This window comes from Noviherbaspirillum autotrophicum, from assembly GCF_000818395.1.
GTDB lineage: Bacteria > Pseudomonadota > Gammaproteobacteria > Burkholderiales > Burkholderiaceae_D > Noviherbaspirillum > Noviherbaspirillum autotrophicum.
Genome location: NZ_JWJG01000028.1, coordinates 2,621,937 through 2,637,479, shown reverse-complemented (window position 1 = coordinate 2,637,479; position 15,543 = coordinate 2,621,937). Strand labels below are relative to the sequence as shown.

12 protein-coding genes are annotated in these 15,543 nt (G+C 63.8%); 6 read left to right on the top strand and 6 right to left on the bottom strand.

Features of this window, described 5'->3' with window-relative positions:
- Positions 1 to 16 precede the first annotated feature (16 nt).
- Entirely contained in the window at positions 17 to 580 is a 564-nt protein-coding gene (locus TSA66_RS13360) for a flavin reductase family protein (RefSeq protein ID WP_040042573.1), read from the top strand.
- A gap of 16 nt (positions 581 to 596) precedes the next feature.
- On the opposite strand, the gene TSA66_RS26935 is transcribed toward TSA66_RS13360, so the two are convergent.
- Positions 597 to 737, bottom strand: a complete 141-nt coding sequence (locus tag TSA66_RS26935) for a hypothetical protein (RefSeq protein WP_157691687.1) — start codon at positions 735 to 737, stop codon at positions 597 to 599.
- Positions 738 to 777: 40 nt separating this feature from the next.
- Positions 778 to 1,566 carry a dioxygenase family protein gene (locus tag TSA66_RS13355; protein WP_232429475.1) on the bottom strand — a complete coding sequence of 263 codons (789 nt, stop codon included), beginning with the start codon at positions 1,564 to 1,566 and terminating at the stop codon, positions 778 to 780.
- A 205-nt stretch (positions 1,567 to 1,771) separates the two neighbouring features.
- Here TSA66_RS13355 and TSA66_RS13350 point away from each other — a divergent pair, with 205 nt between their 5' ends.
- Positions 1,772 to 5,248 carry a pyruvate carboxylase gene (locus TSA66_RS13350; RefSeq protein WP_040042571.1) on the top strand — a complete coding sequence of 1,159 codons (3,477 nt, stop codon included), beginning with the start codon at positions 1,772 to 1,774 and terminating at the stop codon, positions 5,246 to 5,248.
- 165 nt (positions 5,249 to 5,413) lie between these two features.
- Positions 5,414 to 7,471 carry a PAS domain-containing hybrid sensor histidine kinase/response regulator gene (locus tag TSA66_RS25600; RefSeq protein ID WP_157691686.1) on the top strand — a complete coding sequence of 686 codons (2,058 nt, stop codon included), beginning with the start codon at positions 5,414 to 5,416 and terminating at the stop codon, positions 7,469 to 7,471.
- 16 nt (positions 7,472 to 7,487) lie between these two features.
- On the opposite strand, the gene TSA66_RS13340 is transcribed toward TSA66_RS25600, so the two are convergent.
- The gene (locus TSA66_RS13340) at positions 7,488 to 8,615 is read right to left on the bottom strand and encodes an aminotransferase class V-fold PLP-dependent enzyme (RefSeq protein ID WP_040040389.1); all 1,128 of its coding nucleotides are present in this window, start codon (positions 8,613 to 8,615) and stop codon (positions 7,488 to 7,490) included.
- A 277-nt stretch (positions 8,616 to 8,892) separates the two neighbouring features.
- Here TSA66_RS13340 and TSA66_RS13335 point away from each other — a divergent pair, with 277 nt between their 5' ends.
- From TSA66_RS13335 to TSA66_RS13325, 3 genes are all read left to right on the top strand, one after another.
- The gene (locus TSA66_RS13335; RefSeq protein ID WP_040040388.1) at positions 8,893 to 9,219 is read left to right on the top strand and encodes a hypothetical protein; all 327 of its coding nucleotides are present in this window, start codon (positions 8,893 to 8,895) and stop codon (positions 9,217 to 9,219) included.
- A 48-nt stretch (positions 9,220 to 9,267) separates the two neighbouring features.
- Positions 9,268 to 9,756: a hypothetical protein gene (locus TSA66_RS13330; protein WP_052452310.1), complete on the top strand. Its 489-nt coding sequence runs from the start codon at positions 9,268 to 9,270 to the stop codon at positions 9,754 to 9,756.
- 651 nt (positions 9,757 to 10,407) lie between these two features.
- Positions 10,408 to 10,938, top strand: a complete 531-nt coding sequence (locus TSA66_RS13325) for a hypothetical protein (protein WP_040042568.1) — start codon at positions 10,408 to 10,410, stop codon at positions 10,936 to 10,938.
- A gap of 41 nt (positions 10,939 to 10,979) precedes the next feature.
- On the opposite strand, the gene TSA66_RS13320 is transcribed toward TSA66_RS13325, so the two are convergent.
- From TSA66_RS13320 to TSA66_RS25595, 3 genes are all read right to left on the bottom strand, one after another.
- Positions 10,980 to 11,552 carry a hypothetical protein gene (locus TSA66_RS13320; protein WP_040040387.1) on the bottom strand — a complete coding sequence of 191 codons (573 nt, stop codon included), beginning with the start codon at positions 11,550 to 11,552 and terminating at the stop codon, positions 10,980 to 10,982.
- A gap of 237 nt (positions 11,553 to 11,789) precedes the next feature.
- Positions 11,790 to 12,203: a VOC family protein gene (locus tag TSA66_RS13315; RefSeq protein WP_040040386.1), complete on the bottom strand. Its 414-nt coding sequence runs from the start codon at positions 12,201 to 12,203 to the stop codon at positions 11,790 to 11,792.
- Positions 12,204 to 12,423: 220 nt separating this feature from the next.
- Entirely contained in the window at positions 12,424 to 15,180 is a 2,757-nt protein-coding gene (locus TSA66_RS25595; RefSeq protein ID WP_052452309.1) for an ATP-binding protein, read from the bottom strand.
- Positions 15,181 to 15,543: the final 363 nt, after the last annotated feature.

The following is a 15,543-nucleotide window of genomic DNA, read 5'->3' as shown; positions in this document are numbered from 1 at the left end:
CCTTCCCGGAATGACCATGTCTTCACGCCTGCCCGTCGAACTGTCCAAATCCTATCGCCTGCTCAACCATGGCCCGACCGTCCTGGTCAGCAGCGCCCATGGCGGCGCCACCAATGTCATGGCGGCGGCCTGGTCGATGCCGCTCGATTTCTCGCCGCCGAAGGTCGCGCTCGTCATCGACCGCAGCACGCGCACGCGCGAGCTGGTGGAGGCGTCGGGGGAATTCGCCTTGAACATTCCGTCGCGCCAAATGGCGCAGGCAACGCTGGCGGCAGGCTCGGTGTCCGGGCGCGAGCATGACAAGTTCGCCGAGTACCGGCTGGCGACATTCGCAGCCGAAAAAATCGGCGCGCCCTTGCTCGACGGCTGCCTCGGCTGGCTGGAATGCCGCGTGATCCCGGAGCCGCATATTCAGCAGCGCTACGACCTGTTCCTCGGCGAAGTCGTTGCCGCCTGGGCCGACCCGCGCGCCTTCCGCGATGGTCATTGGGTATTCGAGGAAGGCGCGCCGCGCAGCATTCATTACATTGCCGGCGGTAATTTCTTCGAAACCGGCGCCGCGTTCGACGTCGACCAGTAAACGTTGGCGCTGCCCGCTACCGCAGATAGTGCAGCGGGAAAAAGACAAGTGCCAGCAATCCCAGTGCGCCGAGCAGCGTCATGACCGACACGATGACGCGCGACATGCGCTCGGCGCGCTGCTGCTGCGTTGTCTGGGGTTCGTGCGGCTTGTCCATCTCTTATGCTCTTGCGCGGTTGCCATGGCATGTTGCGGCGTCAGGAAAATGCGTAGACATCCATCGCCAGCACGCCGTATTCATGACTCGTGTGCAACCTCTGTGCCTGCGCGCTGTCCCCGGCGGCGCCCATGGCGACGAACAGCGGCAGCAGGTGCTCTTCGGTCGGATGGTTGCGCGCCGCGTGCGGTGCCTGTTTGCGGTAGTCGAGCAGCGCGTCGCGCCGGCCATCGCGCAGCGCGCTCATCATCCAGTCGCCGAATGCGCTGACCCAGTCCGGCACCGGCGCGTCGATGTCCTGCCCGCGCAATTCGTACAGGTTGTGCGTGAGCGAACCGGACCCGATGATCAGCACCCCTTCCTCGCGCAGGCTTGCCAGCGCCTGTCCGAGCTTCTCATGCGCCTGCGGGGTACCGCCGCGCACCACCGACACTTGCGCCACCGGGATGTCCGCGTCCGGATACATCAGGCGCAGCGGCACCCAGGCGCCGTGATCGAGCCCGCGCGCGTCGCTGCGTCCGACCGTCCAGCCGGCTTGCTGCAGCCGATCGGCGGCGCGCGCGGCGACCTCCGGCGCACCCGGTGCCGGGTACTGCAGCGCGTACAGCGCCGGCGGAAAGCCGCCGAAGTCATGGATGGTTTCCGGTTGCGCCGCCAAGCTGACGGCCGGGCCGCCCATCGTTTCCCAGTGCGCGGAGGCAACGAGAATAGCCCGAGGGCGCGGCAGCTGGCGGCCGAGATCCTGCAGGAAGCGGCGCGCCGGGCTGTCGTCGATGGCCAGCATTGGCGAGCCGTGCGAAATGAACAAGGTCGGTAAGCGGGACATCATCGGTACTCCGGAGCAGTCGGTGGTGAAGCCTTCAGTATGCGGCAGGCGGCGTTTGGCTGCTTGGGCAAGGGCATATGCCCTGTTTTTTCGGGGGCCGGGAATGCAGCGGCCTCGCGCGCAGCGATGAAGAAAATTCAATTGTGCAGGTTGTCGCTCTCCACAATAATTGCCCAAGCTTTCACATTCCTTACCAACCTTGACCACCATGACCACGCCACAACCACGTCCTCATCCGATCCGGAAAATCCTCGTTGCCAACCGCTCCGAGATTGCGATCCGGGTCATGCGCGCTGCCGCCGAACTCGGCATCCGCACGGTCGCCATTTATGCTGCCGAAGACCGCTTTGCCCTACACCGCTTCAAGGCTGACGAGAGTTACCTCGTCGGCGAAGGCAAGAAGCCGATTGCCGCCTATCTCGACATCGACGACATCATCCGCATCGCCAAGGAAGCGGAAGTCGATGCGATCCACCCCGGCTACGGCTTTTTGTCCGAGAACCCGGATTTTGCCGAAGCGTGCGCCGCCAACGGCATCGTGTTCATCGGCCCCAAGCCGGAAGTCATGCGCACGCTCGGCAACAAGGTCGCCGCGCGCAACGCGGCGGTGTCGGCCGGCGTGCCGGTGATGCCGGCAACGTCCGCGCTGCCGCACGATATCGAGCAGGCGAAGAAAATGGCCGCCGAGATCGGCTACCCGTTGATGTTGAAGGCCAGCTGGGGCGGCGGCGGGCGCGGCATGCGCGTGATCGAGTCGGAAGCGGACCTGCCGGGGCAGCTGGAAGTGGCGCGGCGCGAAGCGGCGGCCGCATTCGGCAACGACGAAATGTACTTGGAAAAGCTGGTGCGCCGCGCGCGCCACGTCGAGGTGCAACTGATGGGCGATGCGCACGGCAACCTGGTGCACCTGTTCGAGCGCGACTGCTCGGTGCAGCGCCGCAACCAGAAAGTGGTGGAGCGCGCCCCGGCGCCGTATCTCGATGACGCTACCCGCGCCGAGTTGTGCGACGCGGCGTTGCGCTTGGGGCGCGCGGTTAATTACACCCATGCCGGCACCGTCGAATTCCTGATGGATGCCGACACCAACAAGTTCTACTTCATCGAAGTCAATCCGCGCATCCAGGTCGAACACACGGTGACCGAGCAGGTCACCGGCATCGATATCGTGAAGGCGCAGATCCGCGTGTCGGAAGGCGTGAAGATCGGCGAAACCGACGAGCATGGCGCGGGTATTCCGGCGCAAAAAGACATTCGCCTGAACGGCCATGCATTGCAATGCCGCGTCACTACCGAAGACCCGGAAAACAATTTCACGCCAGACTACGGCCGTCTCACCGCCTATCGCAGCGCGGCCGGCTTCGGGGTGCGCCTCGACGGCGGCACGGCGTATTCCGGCGCGGTCATCACGCCGTATTACGATTCGCTGCTGGTGAAAGTCACCGCGTGGGCTCCGACGTCGGATGAGGCGATTGCCCGCATGGACCGCGCGCTGCGCGAATTCCGCATCCGCGGCGTATCGACAAACCTGCCGTTCCTGGAAAACGTGATCAACCACCCGCTGTTCAAGTCGGGCGAATGCATCACGCGCTTCATCGATACCACGCCGGAGTTGTTCCAGTTCGCCAAGCGCCGCGACCGCGCCACGCGCCTGCTGCGCTTCCTCGGTGACGTGGTGGTCAACGGCAATCCGGAAATGAAGGGCCGCAAAGGCATCGACGGCATCCTTCCCGCGCCGCTGCTGCCGACGATGAACCGCTCCGCGCCGATACTGCCGGGGACGCGCGACAAGCTGAAGGAACTCGGTGCGGACAAGTTTGCGCTATGGATGAAGGAGCAGCCGCAGGTGCTGCTGACCGATACCACGATGCGCGACGCGCACCAGTCGCTGTTCGCCACCCGCATGCGCACCGCCGACATGCTGGCGATTGCGCCGTACTACGCGCGCATGATGCCCAACCTGTTTTCAATGGAATGCTGGGGCGGCGCGACGTTCGACGTGGCGATGCGCTTTTTGAAGGAAGATCCGTGGGAGCGTCTGGCGCAATTGCGCGAGCAGGTGCCCAACATCCTGTTCCAGATGCTGCTGCGCGCATCGAACGCGGTCGGTTACACCAATTATGCCGATAACGTGGTCAAGCATTTCGTGCAGCAGGCGGCAGCTGGCGGCGTCGATGTGTTCCGCGTGTTCGACTCGCTCAACTGGGTGGAGAACATGCGCGTGGCGATCGACGCGGTGCGCGAGACCGGCGCTTTATGCGAAGGCGCGATCTGCTACACGGGTGATCCGTTCGATGCGTCGCGTCCGAAGTACAGCCTGCAGTATTACGTGAACATGGCCAAGGAGCTGGAAAAGGCCGGCGCCAACATTCTCGGCATCAAGGACATGGCCGGCGTAGCGAAGCCGCACGCGGCGCGCGCGTTGATCAAGGCGTTGAAGGAAGAAGTCGGCTTGCCGATCCACTTCCATACGCACGACACCAGCGGCATTTCCGCCGCCACCGTTCTGGCGGCGGTCGAAGCAGGCTGCGATGCGGTCGACGGTGCGATGGACGCGATGAGTGGCCTGACTTCGCAGCCGAACCTGGGCGCGATCGCCGCCGCGCTGGCCGGCACCGAGCGCGACCCGCAGATGGACCGGCAGGCGATGTTCGCGATCTCGCAGTACTGGGAAGGCGTGCGCCGGCAGTACGCGCCGTTCGAGGCGGATATGCGCTCCGGCACCTCGGACGTGTACCGGCACGAGATGCCGGGCGGGCAGTACACCAACCTGCGCGAGCAGGCGCGCGCGATGGGCATCGAGCATCGCTGGAGCGAAGTGGCGCAGGCGTATGCGGACGTCAATCAATTGTTCGGCGATATCGTGAAAGTGACGCCGACGTCCAAGGTCGTTGGCGACATGGCGCTGTTCATGGTCGCCAACGACTTGACGCCGGATGACGTGAAGAATCCGGACAAGGAAATCGCGTTTCCCGAATCCGTCATTTCGCTGTTCAAGGGCGAACTCGGCTTCCCGCCGGACGGCTTCCCCAAGGGCCTGGAAAAGAAGGTGCTCCAGGGCGGCCAGCCGATGCAGGGCCGCCCCGGTGCGAACCTGCCGGCAGTCGACCTGGCGCAGGCCAAGGCCGATGCCGAAAAGGCGGTCGGCCGCAGCATCAGCGAGCAGGAGCTGGCGTCCTACCTGATGTATCCGAAAGTGTTCCGCGACTATGCGGAGCACCGCCGCCAGTATGGCGACGTGAGCGTGCTGCCGACCCCGGTATTCTTCTATGGCTTGAAGGAAGGGCAGGAAATCTCGGTCGATATCGACCAGGGCAAGACGCTGGTGGTGCGCCTGCAGGGCCAGACCGAGCTGGAGGAAGAAGGCCAGAGCAAGCTGTTCTTCGAGCTCAACGGCCAGCCGCGCCTCGTGCGCGTCGACCGCGCCGGCGCCGTCAAGCAAGTCACGCATCCGCGCGCGCAGGACGGCAATGCCAACCACGTCGGTGCGCCGATGCCGGGCATGGTGGTGACGGTCGCCGTCAAGGCCGGGCAGAAGGTGGCCAAGGGTGATCCGCTGGTGTCCATTGAAGCGATGAAGATGGAAACCATGATCCGCGCCGAGCGCGATGCGGTGGTCAAGCACATCCATGTGCGGCCGGGCGCGGTGGTGACGGCGAAGGATTTGCTGCTCGAGTTGGCTAGCTGAGCTGGCTGCCTGAAGGCAGCCAGCGCCCGTGGCGGCATCGATCATGCATGACGTCGATGCCGCCACGCATATTTCCATCTGGCGAGTGTGAAGCGCATTGCGCCATATCGTGCGTCGTGAACCGTCGGTCGCTTATCTTATCGGTTTGTGTTGACGGGATATGCGGTGGGGCAAGATAGCTACGTCGCCGGCGAAGTGATCGCGGGCATTGCATTCGCGCTGCTCGCATGCTGTCTGGCGGCTGCCTGGTATCGCCTGCGCGGGCTGCGGCAAACGGCGTTGCAGACGCGGCGCGCGCTGGAAGAGATGGAAATGGCCTACGCCCATGCGCCGCTCGGCCTGGCGATGCTCGATCGCGACCTGCGCTATATCAGGATCAATAAGCTGCTTGCGCAACTCAACGGCGTGAGTGCGAGGGACCATATCGGCAAGACCGTGCGCGACGTCGTGCCCGATGTCGCCAGACAGGCGGAGGACCTGTTCCGGCAGGTGCTTCGGACCGGCAAGCCGCAGCTTGGCATCGTGTTCGAGGGGGCGACCAGCGCGCAGCCGGGCGTGCCCCGGTTTTGGCGGGAAAATATCTATCCGATTCTCGCCGACGATGGCTGCGTGGTCGGCATCAACGTCGCTGTCGAGGACGTCACCGAAGAAAAGCGGCTGCATGACGCCTTGCAAGCGAGCGAGTTGCGAGAGCGCCAGCGCGCCAGCGAACTGGAAGTCGTGATGAACGCCACGCCCGCCGCCATCTTCCTTGCGCGCGACAGGGCCTGCGATCAGGTGATCGGCAACGCGGAAGGCAATCGCATGCTGCATCTGAAGCCGGACGAGAATGCTTCGGCCAACCCGATCGACCGCCGGCCCTACCGGGACGCCGGCGGCGCGCCGGTCGCACCCGACCAGCTGCCGATGCAGCGCGCCGCCGCAACGGGCAAGGAAGTGCGCGGGGTTGAGCTGACCTACCGTTTCGACTCCGGCGAAGAGATCCACCTGCTGGCCAACGCGGCGCCGCTTCTCAACGAAGCCGGCGAAGTTTTTGGCGCGGTCGGCGCGTTCATCGATATCACCGCGCAAAAGGCGGCGGCACAGGTGGTGATGCGGGAAAGTCAGCGCAAGGACGAATTTCTCGCGACGCTGGCCCATGAGTTGCGCAATCCGCTGGCATCGATCCAGAACGGCCTGGAGTTGATGAAACTGGTTCCGGCCGGGGCGCCGGCGCCCGTGCGCGTGCGCGCCATCGTCGAGCGGCAGCTCTCCCACCTGGTACGCCTGATCGACGACTTGCTGGACGTCTCCCGCATCAACACCGGTAAGCTGGAGCTGAAGAAGCGGAAAATCGCGCTGCGGGCGATCATCGACAATGCGATGGAAGTCTGCCGCCCGCACATCGAGGCGTCCGGCCATACGTGCGAGGTTTGCCTGCCCGGCGAGCCGCTGTATGTGGAAGCGGACCTGATGCGCATGGAGCAGGTTGTCTGCAACCTGCTGAACAATGCCGTCAAGTACACGTCGGAGGGCGGCCGCATCACGGTGGCGGTGTCAGAAGAGTGCGGCAATGCGGTTATCCGTGTCAGCGACAATGGCATTGGCATCGACCGCGCAATGCTGCCGAAGGTGTTTGAGATGTTTGGCCAGGCAGAGGACGCGCGCGAGCGCCGGAAAGGCGGGCTCGGCATCGGCTTGTCGCTTGCCAGGCAATTGACGGAAATGCATGACGGGACGCTGACGGCGGACAGCGCCGGCCTTGGGACCGGCAGCACCTTCACTGTGCGCTTACCGCTTTGCCATGACCCAGCAGACGGCAATGCCGGCCCTGCGGCGCGCGCACCGCTGTCAGCGTCTAGCAGGGAGCGGCGCATCCTGATCTTGGATGACAATGTCGATGCCGCCCATACGCTTGGCACGTTGTTCGAAATCGGCGGGCACCGGATTGCGCTTGCCTATAACGGACGCGATGCGGTGCGGGTGGCGCGGGAGTTTCACCCCGAGATCGCATTCCTCGATATAGGATTGCCGGATATAAGCGGCCTCGACGTGGCGCGGCAGTTGCGCCGGGAGCAGGCGCTGCAGAGATCCCGGCTGGTTGCGCTGACAGGCTGGGACAGTGAAAAGGACCGCGCCGACTGCAAGGAAGCCGGTTTCGACTTTCATTTGACGAAACCGGTGACGATCGATGCGATCAAGGGCATCTTGCCGGACCTGAAGATGCCTTCGGCGCACGGATGAGCAGCGTGCGCTCTTGTCAGAAAATGCGGTCCAGCGCCTGCGCAAGGGTATCGACGGTGCGATCGACGTGATGCAGCTTGTCGAGGCCGAACAGTCCGAGGCGGAAGGTCTTGAAGTCCTCGCCCTCGTCGCATTGCAGCGGCACGCCGGGCGCGACCTGCAGGCCGGCGTCGGCGAACTTCTTGCCGGAGCGTACGCCGTCATCATCGCTGTAGCTCACCACCACGCCCGGCGCTTCGAAACCGGGTGCGGCGACGCTCTTGATGCCCCTGCCTGCCAGCAGCGCGCGCACCCGGCGGCCCAGTTCCTGCTGTTCCGCGCGCACCTTGTCGAAGCCATAGGCTTCGGTTTCCTTCATCACGTCGCGCAACGTCGTCAGTGCGTCGGTGGGCATGGTGGCGTGGTAGGCGAAGCCGCCGCTTTCATACGCTTCCATGATCTGCAGCCATTTGCGCAAATCGCAGGCAAAGCTGGTGCTGGTTGTCTCATCGATCCGTTCGCGCGCGAGCGCGCTCATCATCACCAGCGCGCAGCAGGGCGACGCGCTCCATCCCTTTTGCGGCGCGCTGATCAGGATATCGACGCCGGTGGCTTGCATGTCGACCCAGATCGTGCCGGAGGCGATGCAGTCAAGCACGAACATGCCGCCGACCGCATGCACCGCGTCCGCCACCGCGCGCAGGTAGGCGTCGGGCAGCATCATGCCGGAAGCGGTTTCCACGTGCGGCGCAAACACCAGGTCGGGCTTGTGCTCGCGGATGGCGGCCACCACCTCCTCGATGGGTGCCGGCGCGAATGCCGCCTGGCGGCCGCTTTCGACCGGGCGCGCCTTGAGCACGATGGCGTCGGAAGGGATGCCACCCATGTCGAAGATCTGCGACCAGCGGAATGAAAACCAGCCGTTGCGGATCACCAGGCATTTCTTCTTCGTCGCGAACTGGCGCGCGACGGCTTCCATGCCGAACGTGCCGCTGCCCGGCACGACGGCCACCGAGCGGGCGTTGTAGACCTTTTTCAGGATGGCGGAAATGTCGCGCATCGTTCCCTGAAAGAGCTGGGACATATGGTTGACTGCACGATCGGTATATACCACCGAATATTCGAGAAGTCCGTCGCGATCAACATTGGGGAGTAAACCTGGCACGCTTGTCTCCGGAAAAAATGGATGAAGGAATGGGCACTTGTTGTTATACGGATACTCGCCTTGGCCGAGAAACAGTGTATTGCCCGGTTGCGTATTTGTCCACGCTGCACAAGGTGAACACGGCAGATCGACAGGCGGGTCAAGCCAGTAATCTTGTCCGCACTGGACGAATGCCGTCAAGCTCGGCTAATTGACATGGAACAATTTTTTGTGACTTCCCGGAAAGCACATCTGCCATCGGGTGAGGTTTTGCGGCAGCAAAGGAAGCTGCTATTGGATGTGCAATGAAGAAAGCAGGAAGGGATGCCAGCGCGGCGTTTATATATGGCGAGCGGCCGCCGAAGCGGCCACTCGCTGTGCGTTACCCGGCGCGTTACCCGTTTACTGCGACGTGCCGGATTTCGCCTTGTTCTGGTCGGACGGCGTCGTCGTGGTATCGGTCGACGGCGTTGCGCTGGACCCGCTGCCGGACGTGCTCGGTGTGTTCGTGCCGGAAGTGCCGCTGCTGCCGCTGGAACCGGAGGAATCCGTACCGGGCATGGTGCTGCCGGTGCCCGACGTGCTGGGCGAGCTGCTGGACGATGAGCTGCCCTTGTTGCTGTAATCGGGCGGCGGCGGCACGTTCAGGCTGGGACTGCTAGTACCGGAACTGGTGCTGGAGCTGGTGCCGGATGTATCCGAGCTGCCCGATGTGCTGCTCGTGCCCGGGCTGGTGCTGGTGCTGCTGTCAGGCGTGGTGCCTGTGCCTGATGTTCCGCTGGAGCCGCTGCTCATGCTGCCGGAGCCGGAAGTGCTGGTGTCAGGCGTGGAGCTCGCTCCCGAGCTGCCGCTGCTGCTGTCCGTGCCCGAGGATCCGGACGATCCGGACGAAGAGGAGTCGCTCTTCGGCGGTTTGACCGTGGTGGTGGTCGTGGTTACGGTTCCGGATGAACCGGAGGCGCCGGAGGTACCTGAGGCACCGGACGAGCTGGAGGTGCCGGATGACGCATCGGTGCCCGACGGCGCCGCACTGTTTTTGGCCGCATCGTCCTTGGTCGTGGTCGTGGTCGTGGTTTGGCCGAATGACTGGGACGCTATTCCGATCAGCGATAAAAAGATTGCTATAGGTAACTTCTTCATGCTCGCTCCTTCAGAGAAATAATGGATGCTTCAGAAACTGCAGAAGTAAGTTTTAGACCGGAATTTGTTAGCAGGTTCTCACTTTTTTAAGGTGGCAGTGGTCGTGCTGCTTTTGTGCAATGACAGGGAGCATGGATCCACGTTGGCAAAACGGGCGCCTTCTTATCGTCTTTCAACTTTTTTCAGCCAGCAGCAGAACATCAACCGCCCGATGTCCGCTTGAACATTGCTTTGATTGCTAGCAATCATTGCGTATCATCCAGGGTCTTGTCGTTGGGGAGGCGGCCAGCAAGCGGCAGGGTGAACATGGCATCGCCTCAGCATTCATCGGTTCGGGTCAGCCCCTTGAAAGAGCGGCGCCGATGCGGCCGATGGACATCGTGTCAATGCGGCGCGCGAGTTTCGCCAGCGTCGGATGCGAACCTCTTGCATACGCGAGCCGTCCAACGAAACTTGGTACGATCTGTCCAATGAAATTCATGCATAACCGATTCTTCGCCAGAGCGCGGCTTGCGCTCTGCACACGTTCCATTGCACCGCTCCCGTCGCCAGCATCGTGGCCGTACCAATGCAGAAAATGAAACGGAAAACCTCCACCTGCCCTTATCAGCTGGAGCTTGCGCTCTCCTTTGAGGCCGACGCCGTTCAAGCCAGCGATCCGGTAACGACGGACATGCCCGCTATTCCGGTCGATGCACCGAGCGACACAGCGGCCGACCTGCCCGCAGAACCGGCTGCCGAACCCGAGGTGGACACCCGGCAGCCGCACTGCTGGTGTGACGACGGATGGACCGCGCGCGTGATCAAGAACGACGAGGGCGACGGCTGGGCGGTGGCGATGACAAGGGATGGCGAGACGGAGCCCGCATTCGTCGGCCCATGGACGATGGGGCGCGACAAGAAGAACCCGCGGCCGCTGGATGCCGTGGCGTTTGCCACCCTGGTCAAGAGCGCATCCGAAGTGCGCCGGCGGCACGAGCAGCAGATGCACGCGATGCTGCACAAGCAGGTGACCGTGTCCGTCGACGCCGCGCCGGTGACGGTCACGCTCGATATCGAACCCGACGACGAGCACGCGTATGCAACGCTGGCCGCATACGATGAAGCGGGAACGCGGCTGGCCCAGGTGCGCGTGGCGTCGACCTTCAAGCTGAGCAAGGCCAGCGCCGAGGCCTGGATAGAGAATGCGTTCCGGCGGCCCTAATCGCGCTGCGTGGCGGGGCAGTGCGGCAAGGGGCTACGGCATCAGTGCGTGCCGGCCTGGCCGCCCTTGAAGAAGCGGCGTTCGCGGCCGGCCCCCGAATCGTTGATCTTGTGTGCCGACACCAGGCCGGCAAGCGCGGGGGATACGCGCTGCTTCAGTTTCTGAATCTTGTCTTTCTGGTCTGGGGCGATGCCCAGCGTTTCGATTGCCGCATTGGCGATATCGACGGCCGAGCGCGGCTGTTCGCTGACCAGGCTGAGCCAGAAATCGCCGCCGGTGAAGAGGCTGTCATCCGCGCGATTCGCGCTGCTCGCGGCGCGTGCCTTGCGGCTGCGCTTGGGCGCACCGCCGTTGGCCAGCGATGCGCCGTTGCCGTTGGTGCTCGCGGCACGCATGCGGCGGCGCGTGCGCGCACCACCTCTTTTGAGGCTGCCCGCGCTTGCCTGGGTGCTTGCGGCCCGGGGCGAGGTCGCGCCGCCGCCTTCTACGCTTTCAAGTTGTTGCAGCGCGGTTTCCAGCGCTTCCACGCGTGCCGCGTAATAGGCGGCGCCTTGTTTGGCATGCGCTAGTTCCGCTTCAATGGCTTGTCGTGCGGATTTTAGATTGGAGGCCATGCAGATATCTCCTGGTGTCGAATTTATCCAAATTTGACAGTTGTTATAGTCGGAACGTTTCCTGAAACTTAACTCGTCATGAAATAAATTTTGTTGTGCGATCTCTAGCGAATGCGCGTTTTTGACCCTCTTTATGAAAGCGCTCAAACATCAGTAGGGAAAGGATGCCCCGCCAGAGCGGAGCCGGCGCGTGTCTCCGGACAGGTGCGCGGCGCCTAATCCTGCCGTGCGACGCACTCACTGCGCCGCCATCACCATCCAGGAAACGCCGAAGCGGTCGGTCACCATGCCAAAGCGTGAAGAAAAGAAGGTCTTGGCCATCGGCATCTGCACCTGTCCGCCGTCGGCCAGCCCGGCAAACAGTTTTTCGGCGGCGGCATCGTCGGCCGCGGTGAGCGACAACGAAAAGCCCTGGAAGCTGGGCTTGCCGAGGCAGTGGCCGTCCGACGCCATGAACATGGTTTCGCCGATGCGCAGATTTGCATGCATGACCTTGTCTTCGCAGCCTGGCGGCATGGTGCCGGGCCGCGGCGGTTCCGGACTATCCTTGAAGCGGATGAGCGCCGTCACTTCGGCGCCGAGCGTGTCGCGGTAGAACGTGATGGCCTCTTCGCAGCGGCCGTCAAAGAAGAGATAGGGTTGCACTAGCATGGCGTTCCTTGTTGAGGGGCGTCGATATGACGGGATGCGCATCGGCTATGCCGATAAAGTAGGCATTTCACGCTGTTGGTGCAAATGCGTTGTGAGCGGCATCATGGAACGAGAAGAAAACGGGCTGCCTGCAGGGCGTATTGCAAACGGGAACCTAGGTTGCCGCCGGTGTTGCCTTCGCCAACCTATCTGCTTCCAATAAAATAGTTCCTAGCATTCTCTAGACAGGCTGGATTTCAGCCATCAGCGCTGCCAGCGTGCTCACTAGCGTGCCGGCATCGATCGGCTTGGCGAGATAGGCATGCATGCCGGCCTGTCGTGCGCGGTCGCGTTCGGCGGCGTCAGCGCCGCTGCCCATCGCCACTAGGGGCAGTGCCAGCTTCAATTCGCTGCGGATCAGGCGGGCCGTCTCGTAGCCATTGACAGCCGGCGTGCGGATATCCATCAGCACCGCGTCGAAACCGGCGCCTTCCTGGCGCAGCAGGGCCAGTGCCGCCTGGCCGTCGGCCGCGACTGCCATCGTGGCGCCGGCGCGGCGCAGGATCTGTGCGGCCACCTTCTGGCTGATTTCATCGTCCTCCACCAGCAGCACGCGCAAGCGCGCCAGGCGAGCGGCCGCCGGCACCTCGGCGCACGGCTTTTCCTCCTTGCCGAAGATGGCGGTGAAGCGGAAGTCGCTGCCCAGTCCGGGCGCGCTGGTGAAGGTCACGCTGCCACCCATCAAGGCGACCAGGCGGTTGCTGATGGTCAGGCCAAGACCGGTGCCGCCGTAACGCCGGCTGGTCGAATTGTCGGCTTGCGAAAATGCCTCGAACAGGCGCGCATGGTGCTCCGGCGCGATGCCGATGCCGGTGTCGCGCACCGAGAATTCCAGCGTCACCGCGCTGTCGTTGATGGCCAGCCTGCGCACGCTCACGGTCACCTTGCCGTGCTCGGTGAACTTCACCGCATTGCCGGCCAGGTTCAGCAACACCTGCTGCAGGCGCAAGGGGTCGCCGACGATCGTCCCGGGCACGTCGGGCGCGATGTGGAACGAGGTGGCGATGCCCTTGTCGCGCGCATTGGCCGACACGATGACGAAGGTGTTGCGCAAGACTTCCTCCAGCGCGAACGGCGTGCGCTCCAGTTCCAGCCGGCCGGCCTCGATCTTGGAAAAGTCGAGGATGTCGTTGAGGATGCCCAGCAGGGAGCGGGCCGATATCTTGATCTTGGCGACATGGTCGCGTTCCTGCTCGCCCAGCGGCGTGTCTTCCAGCAGGCTCGACAGCCCGAGGATGGCATTCATCGGCGTGCGGATCTCGTGGCTCATGTTGGCCACAAACTCGCTCTTGGCCTGGCTCGCGGCTTCGGCGCGGTCGCGCGCGCGCGCCATTTCCTCGTTCAGTTCCTGCAGGCGCAGCTCGGCCTGCTTGAGCTCGGTGACGTCCGCCGCAAGGACGTAAAAGCCGCGCACTGCGCCGGCTTCGTCGCTGTCGGGGATATAGGTGGTCCAGGTGTGGCCCACCTCGCCCGAGGGCTTGACCAGGCTGCGGAAAAAGGACTGGCGCTCGCCGGCCAGCGCGCGGCGCGCATACGGCTCGCTGATGCGGTACACGCTTTCGCCCAGCACGTCCTCGAAGCGCATGCCCAGCATCTGCTGCGGCGTCCTGCCGAACCATTCGACATACGGCTGGTTGGCGAAGCGGCAGCGCAAATCCTTGTCCCAGTACGCGACCAGGCCGGCCACGTTGTCGGTAATCGCCTTGATGAAGCGCTCGCTTTCGGCCAGCGCGGCCATCGCATCCTCGAGCGCTCCGGTGCGCTCGGCCACCTCGGCTTCCAGATGTTCGCGGTGCTTTTCCAGCTCCTGGCGCGCCAGGTCGCGCTCGGCGGTGCGGCGCGACAGCAGTTCGGAGGTGGTCGCGATGGCGCTGGCCACTTCGGCCGCTTCCTGGATGTGCACGCGCGGCGCGGGAACCGCTTCGCCTGCGCCCAGCGCCAGCGCCGGGCCGGTCAGCGCCTGCACCGAGCGCGCGATGCGTCCCCCGGCGATCCACGCCAGCACCAGCCCGAGCAAGAACAGGCCGGACATGCCGAGCGCCAGCAGCATCAGCGAGCCCGCCATGTCCGCTTCCAGGCTGTGGCGCGGAATGCCGATGCCGATGCTCCAGCGCGTCGCGGGCGAGCGGCTGAAGGTCGACAGCACCGGCGTGCCGTCCACGGTCGTGGTTTCCATCGACCCTTCGCCGACGGCCTGGATGCGCCGGATGTATTCGGCCGTTCCCTTTTGGCCGATGGTCTGGTCGGGGACATGGGTGCGCGCCACGATGGTGCCGCTGGTATCGAGAATGGCGGCGATCCAGTCCTGCGGCAGGCCCTGGCTGCGCAGGATTTCGTTGAATTGCTGCGGCAGCATGCCGACGCTCAGGACATAGGTGGTCTTGCCGCCGATGATGACCGGCACGTCCACGCTGATGACGGGGCGTTGCATCACGGGGCCGATAAAGAGGTCGGAAATGGCCGGCCTGCCGGTTTCAAGCACGCGGCGCACCTGCACTTCATTGCCGTGGAGCGGCAGCGCGGCGCCATATTCATGCAGCGTGTTGACGAGCTGCTGCCCGCTGGCGTCACTGAGCACGATATTGGTGCCCGGGGCGGCCATCTCCAGCAGTTCGCGCGCCTGTCGGTGGAATTCGGCCAGGTCGCCGCTTGCCAGCGCGCGCGACGTCGACAGCGATTGCGCCGCCGCTTGCGAGCGCATCAGGTAGCTGTCGACCGTCTGCACCAGCGCGCGCGCCGTAAGGATCGTGTTTTTTTCCAGCTGCGCCCGGCTGTTGCGATAGTCGTGGATGAACAGCGCGGCCGCGCCGATGAGGCCCGGCAGCAGGCAGGCCAGGACCAGGCAGACCAGGAAGGTGCGCACGGACCACAAGGACGATAAATTGCCGGTCTGGCCCGCTGACTGCCGGCCGGCGAGTGCGTCAAGCTTGGAAACCATACTGCCTTCGTCGCAAAGTATTTCTGTCGGAGCACCATACATTTCCTGCCGGCGCGCTGGCCCCGGAGCGGCACCTTGGCGCGCTGTTCCGGGCGGTCTGTCATTTTACGCGGCTGCACCGGGATGAAGTTGCTTCGATTCAACTCTGTAGTCAAAAACTCTCTTCTTGCCGCAGGGACAGACGCGCTAGTTGCGATAAGCGCAACAAGACACTGCAGCAATGGCGATGCCCTTGTGCATTTCTGCACTTTGGACATGGTTTGCTTTCCCATCTTTGCTGCGCGCATTCGTCGTCGCATCGCCATGTTCGTACGGCGAGGGAATCTTTCAGTCGTTTGCCAGTCTACTTTTGGCATTGTCTTA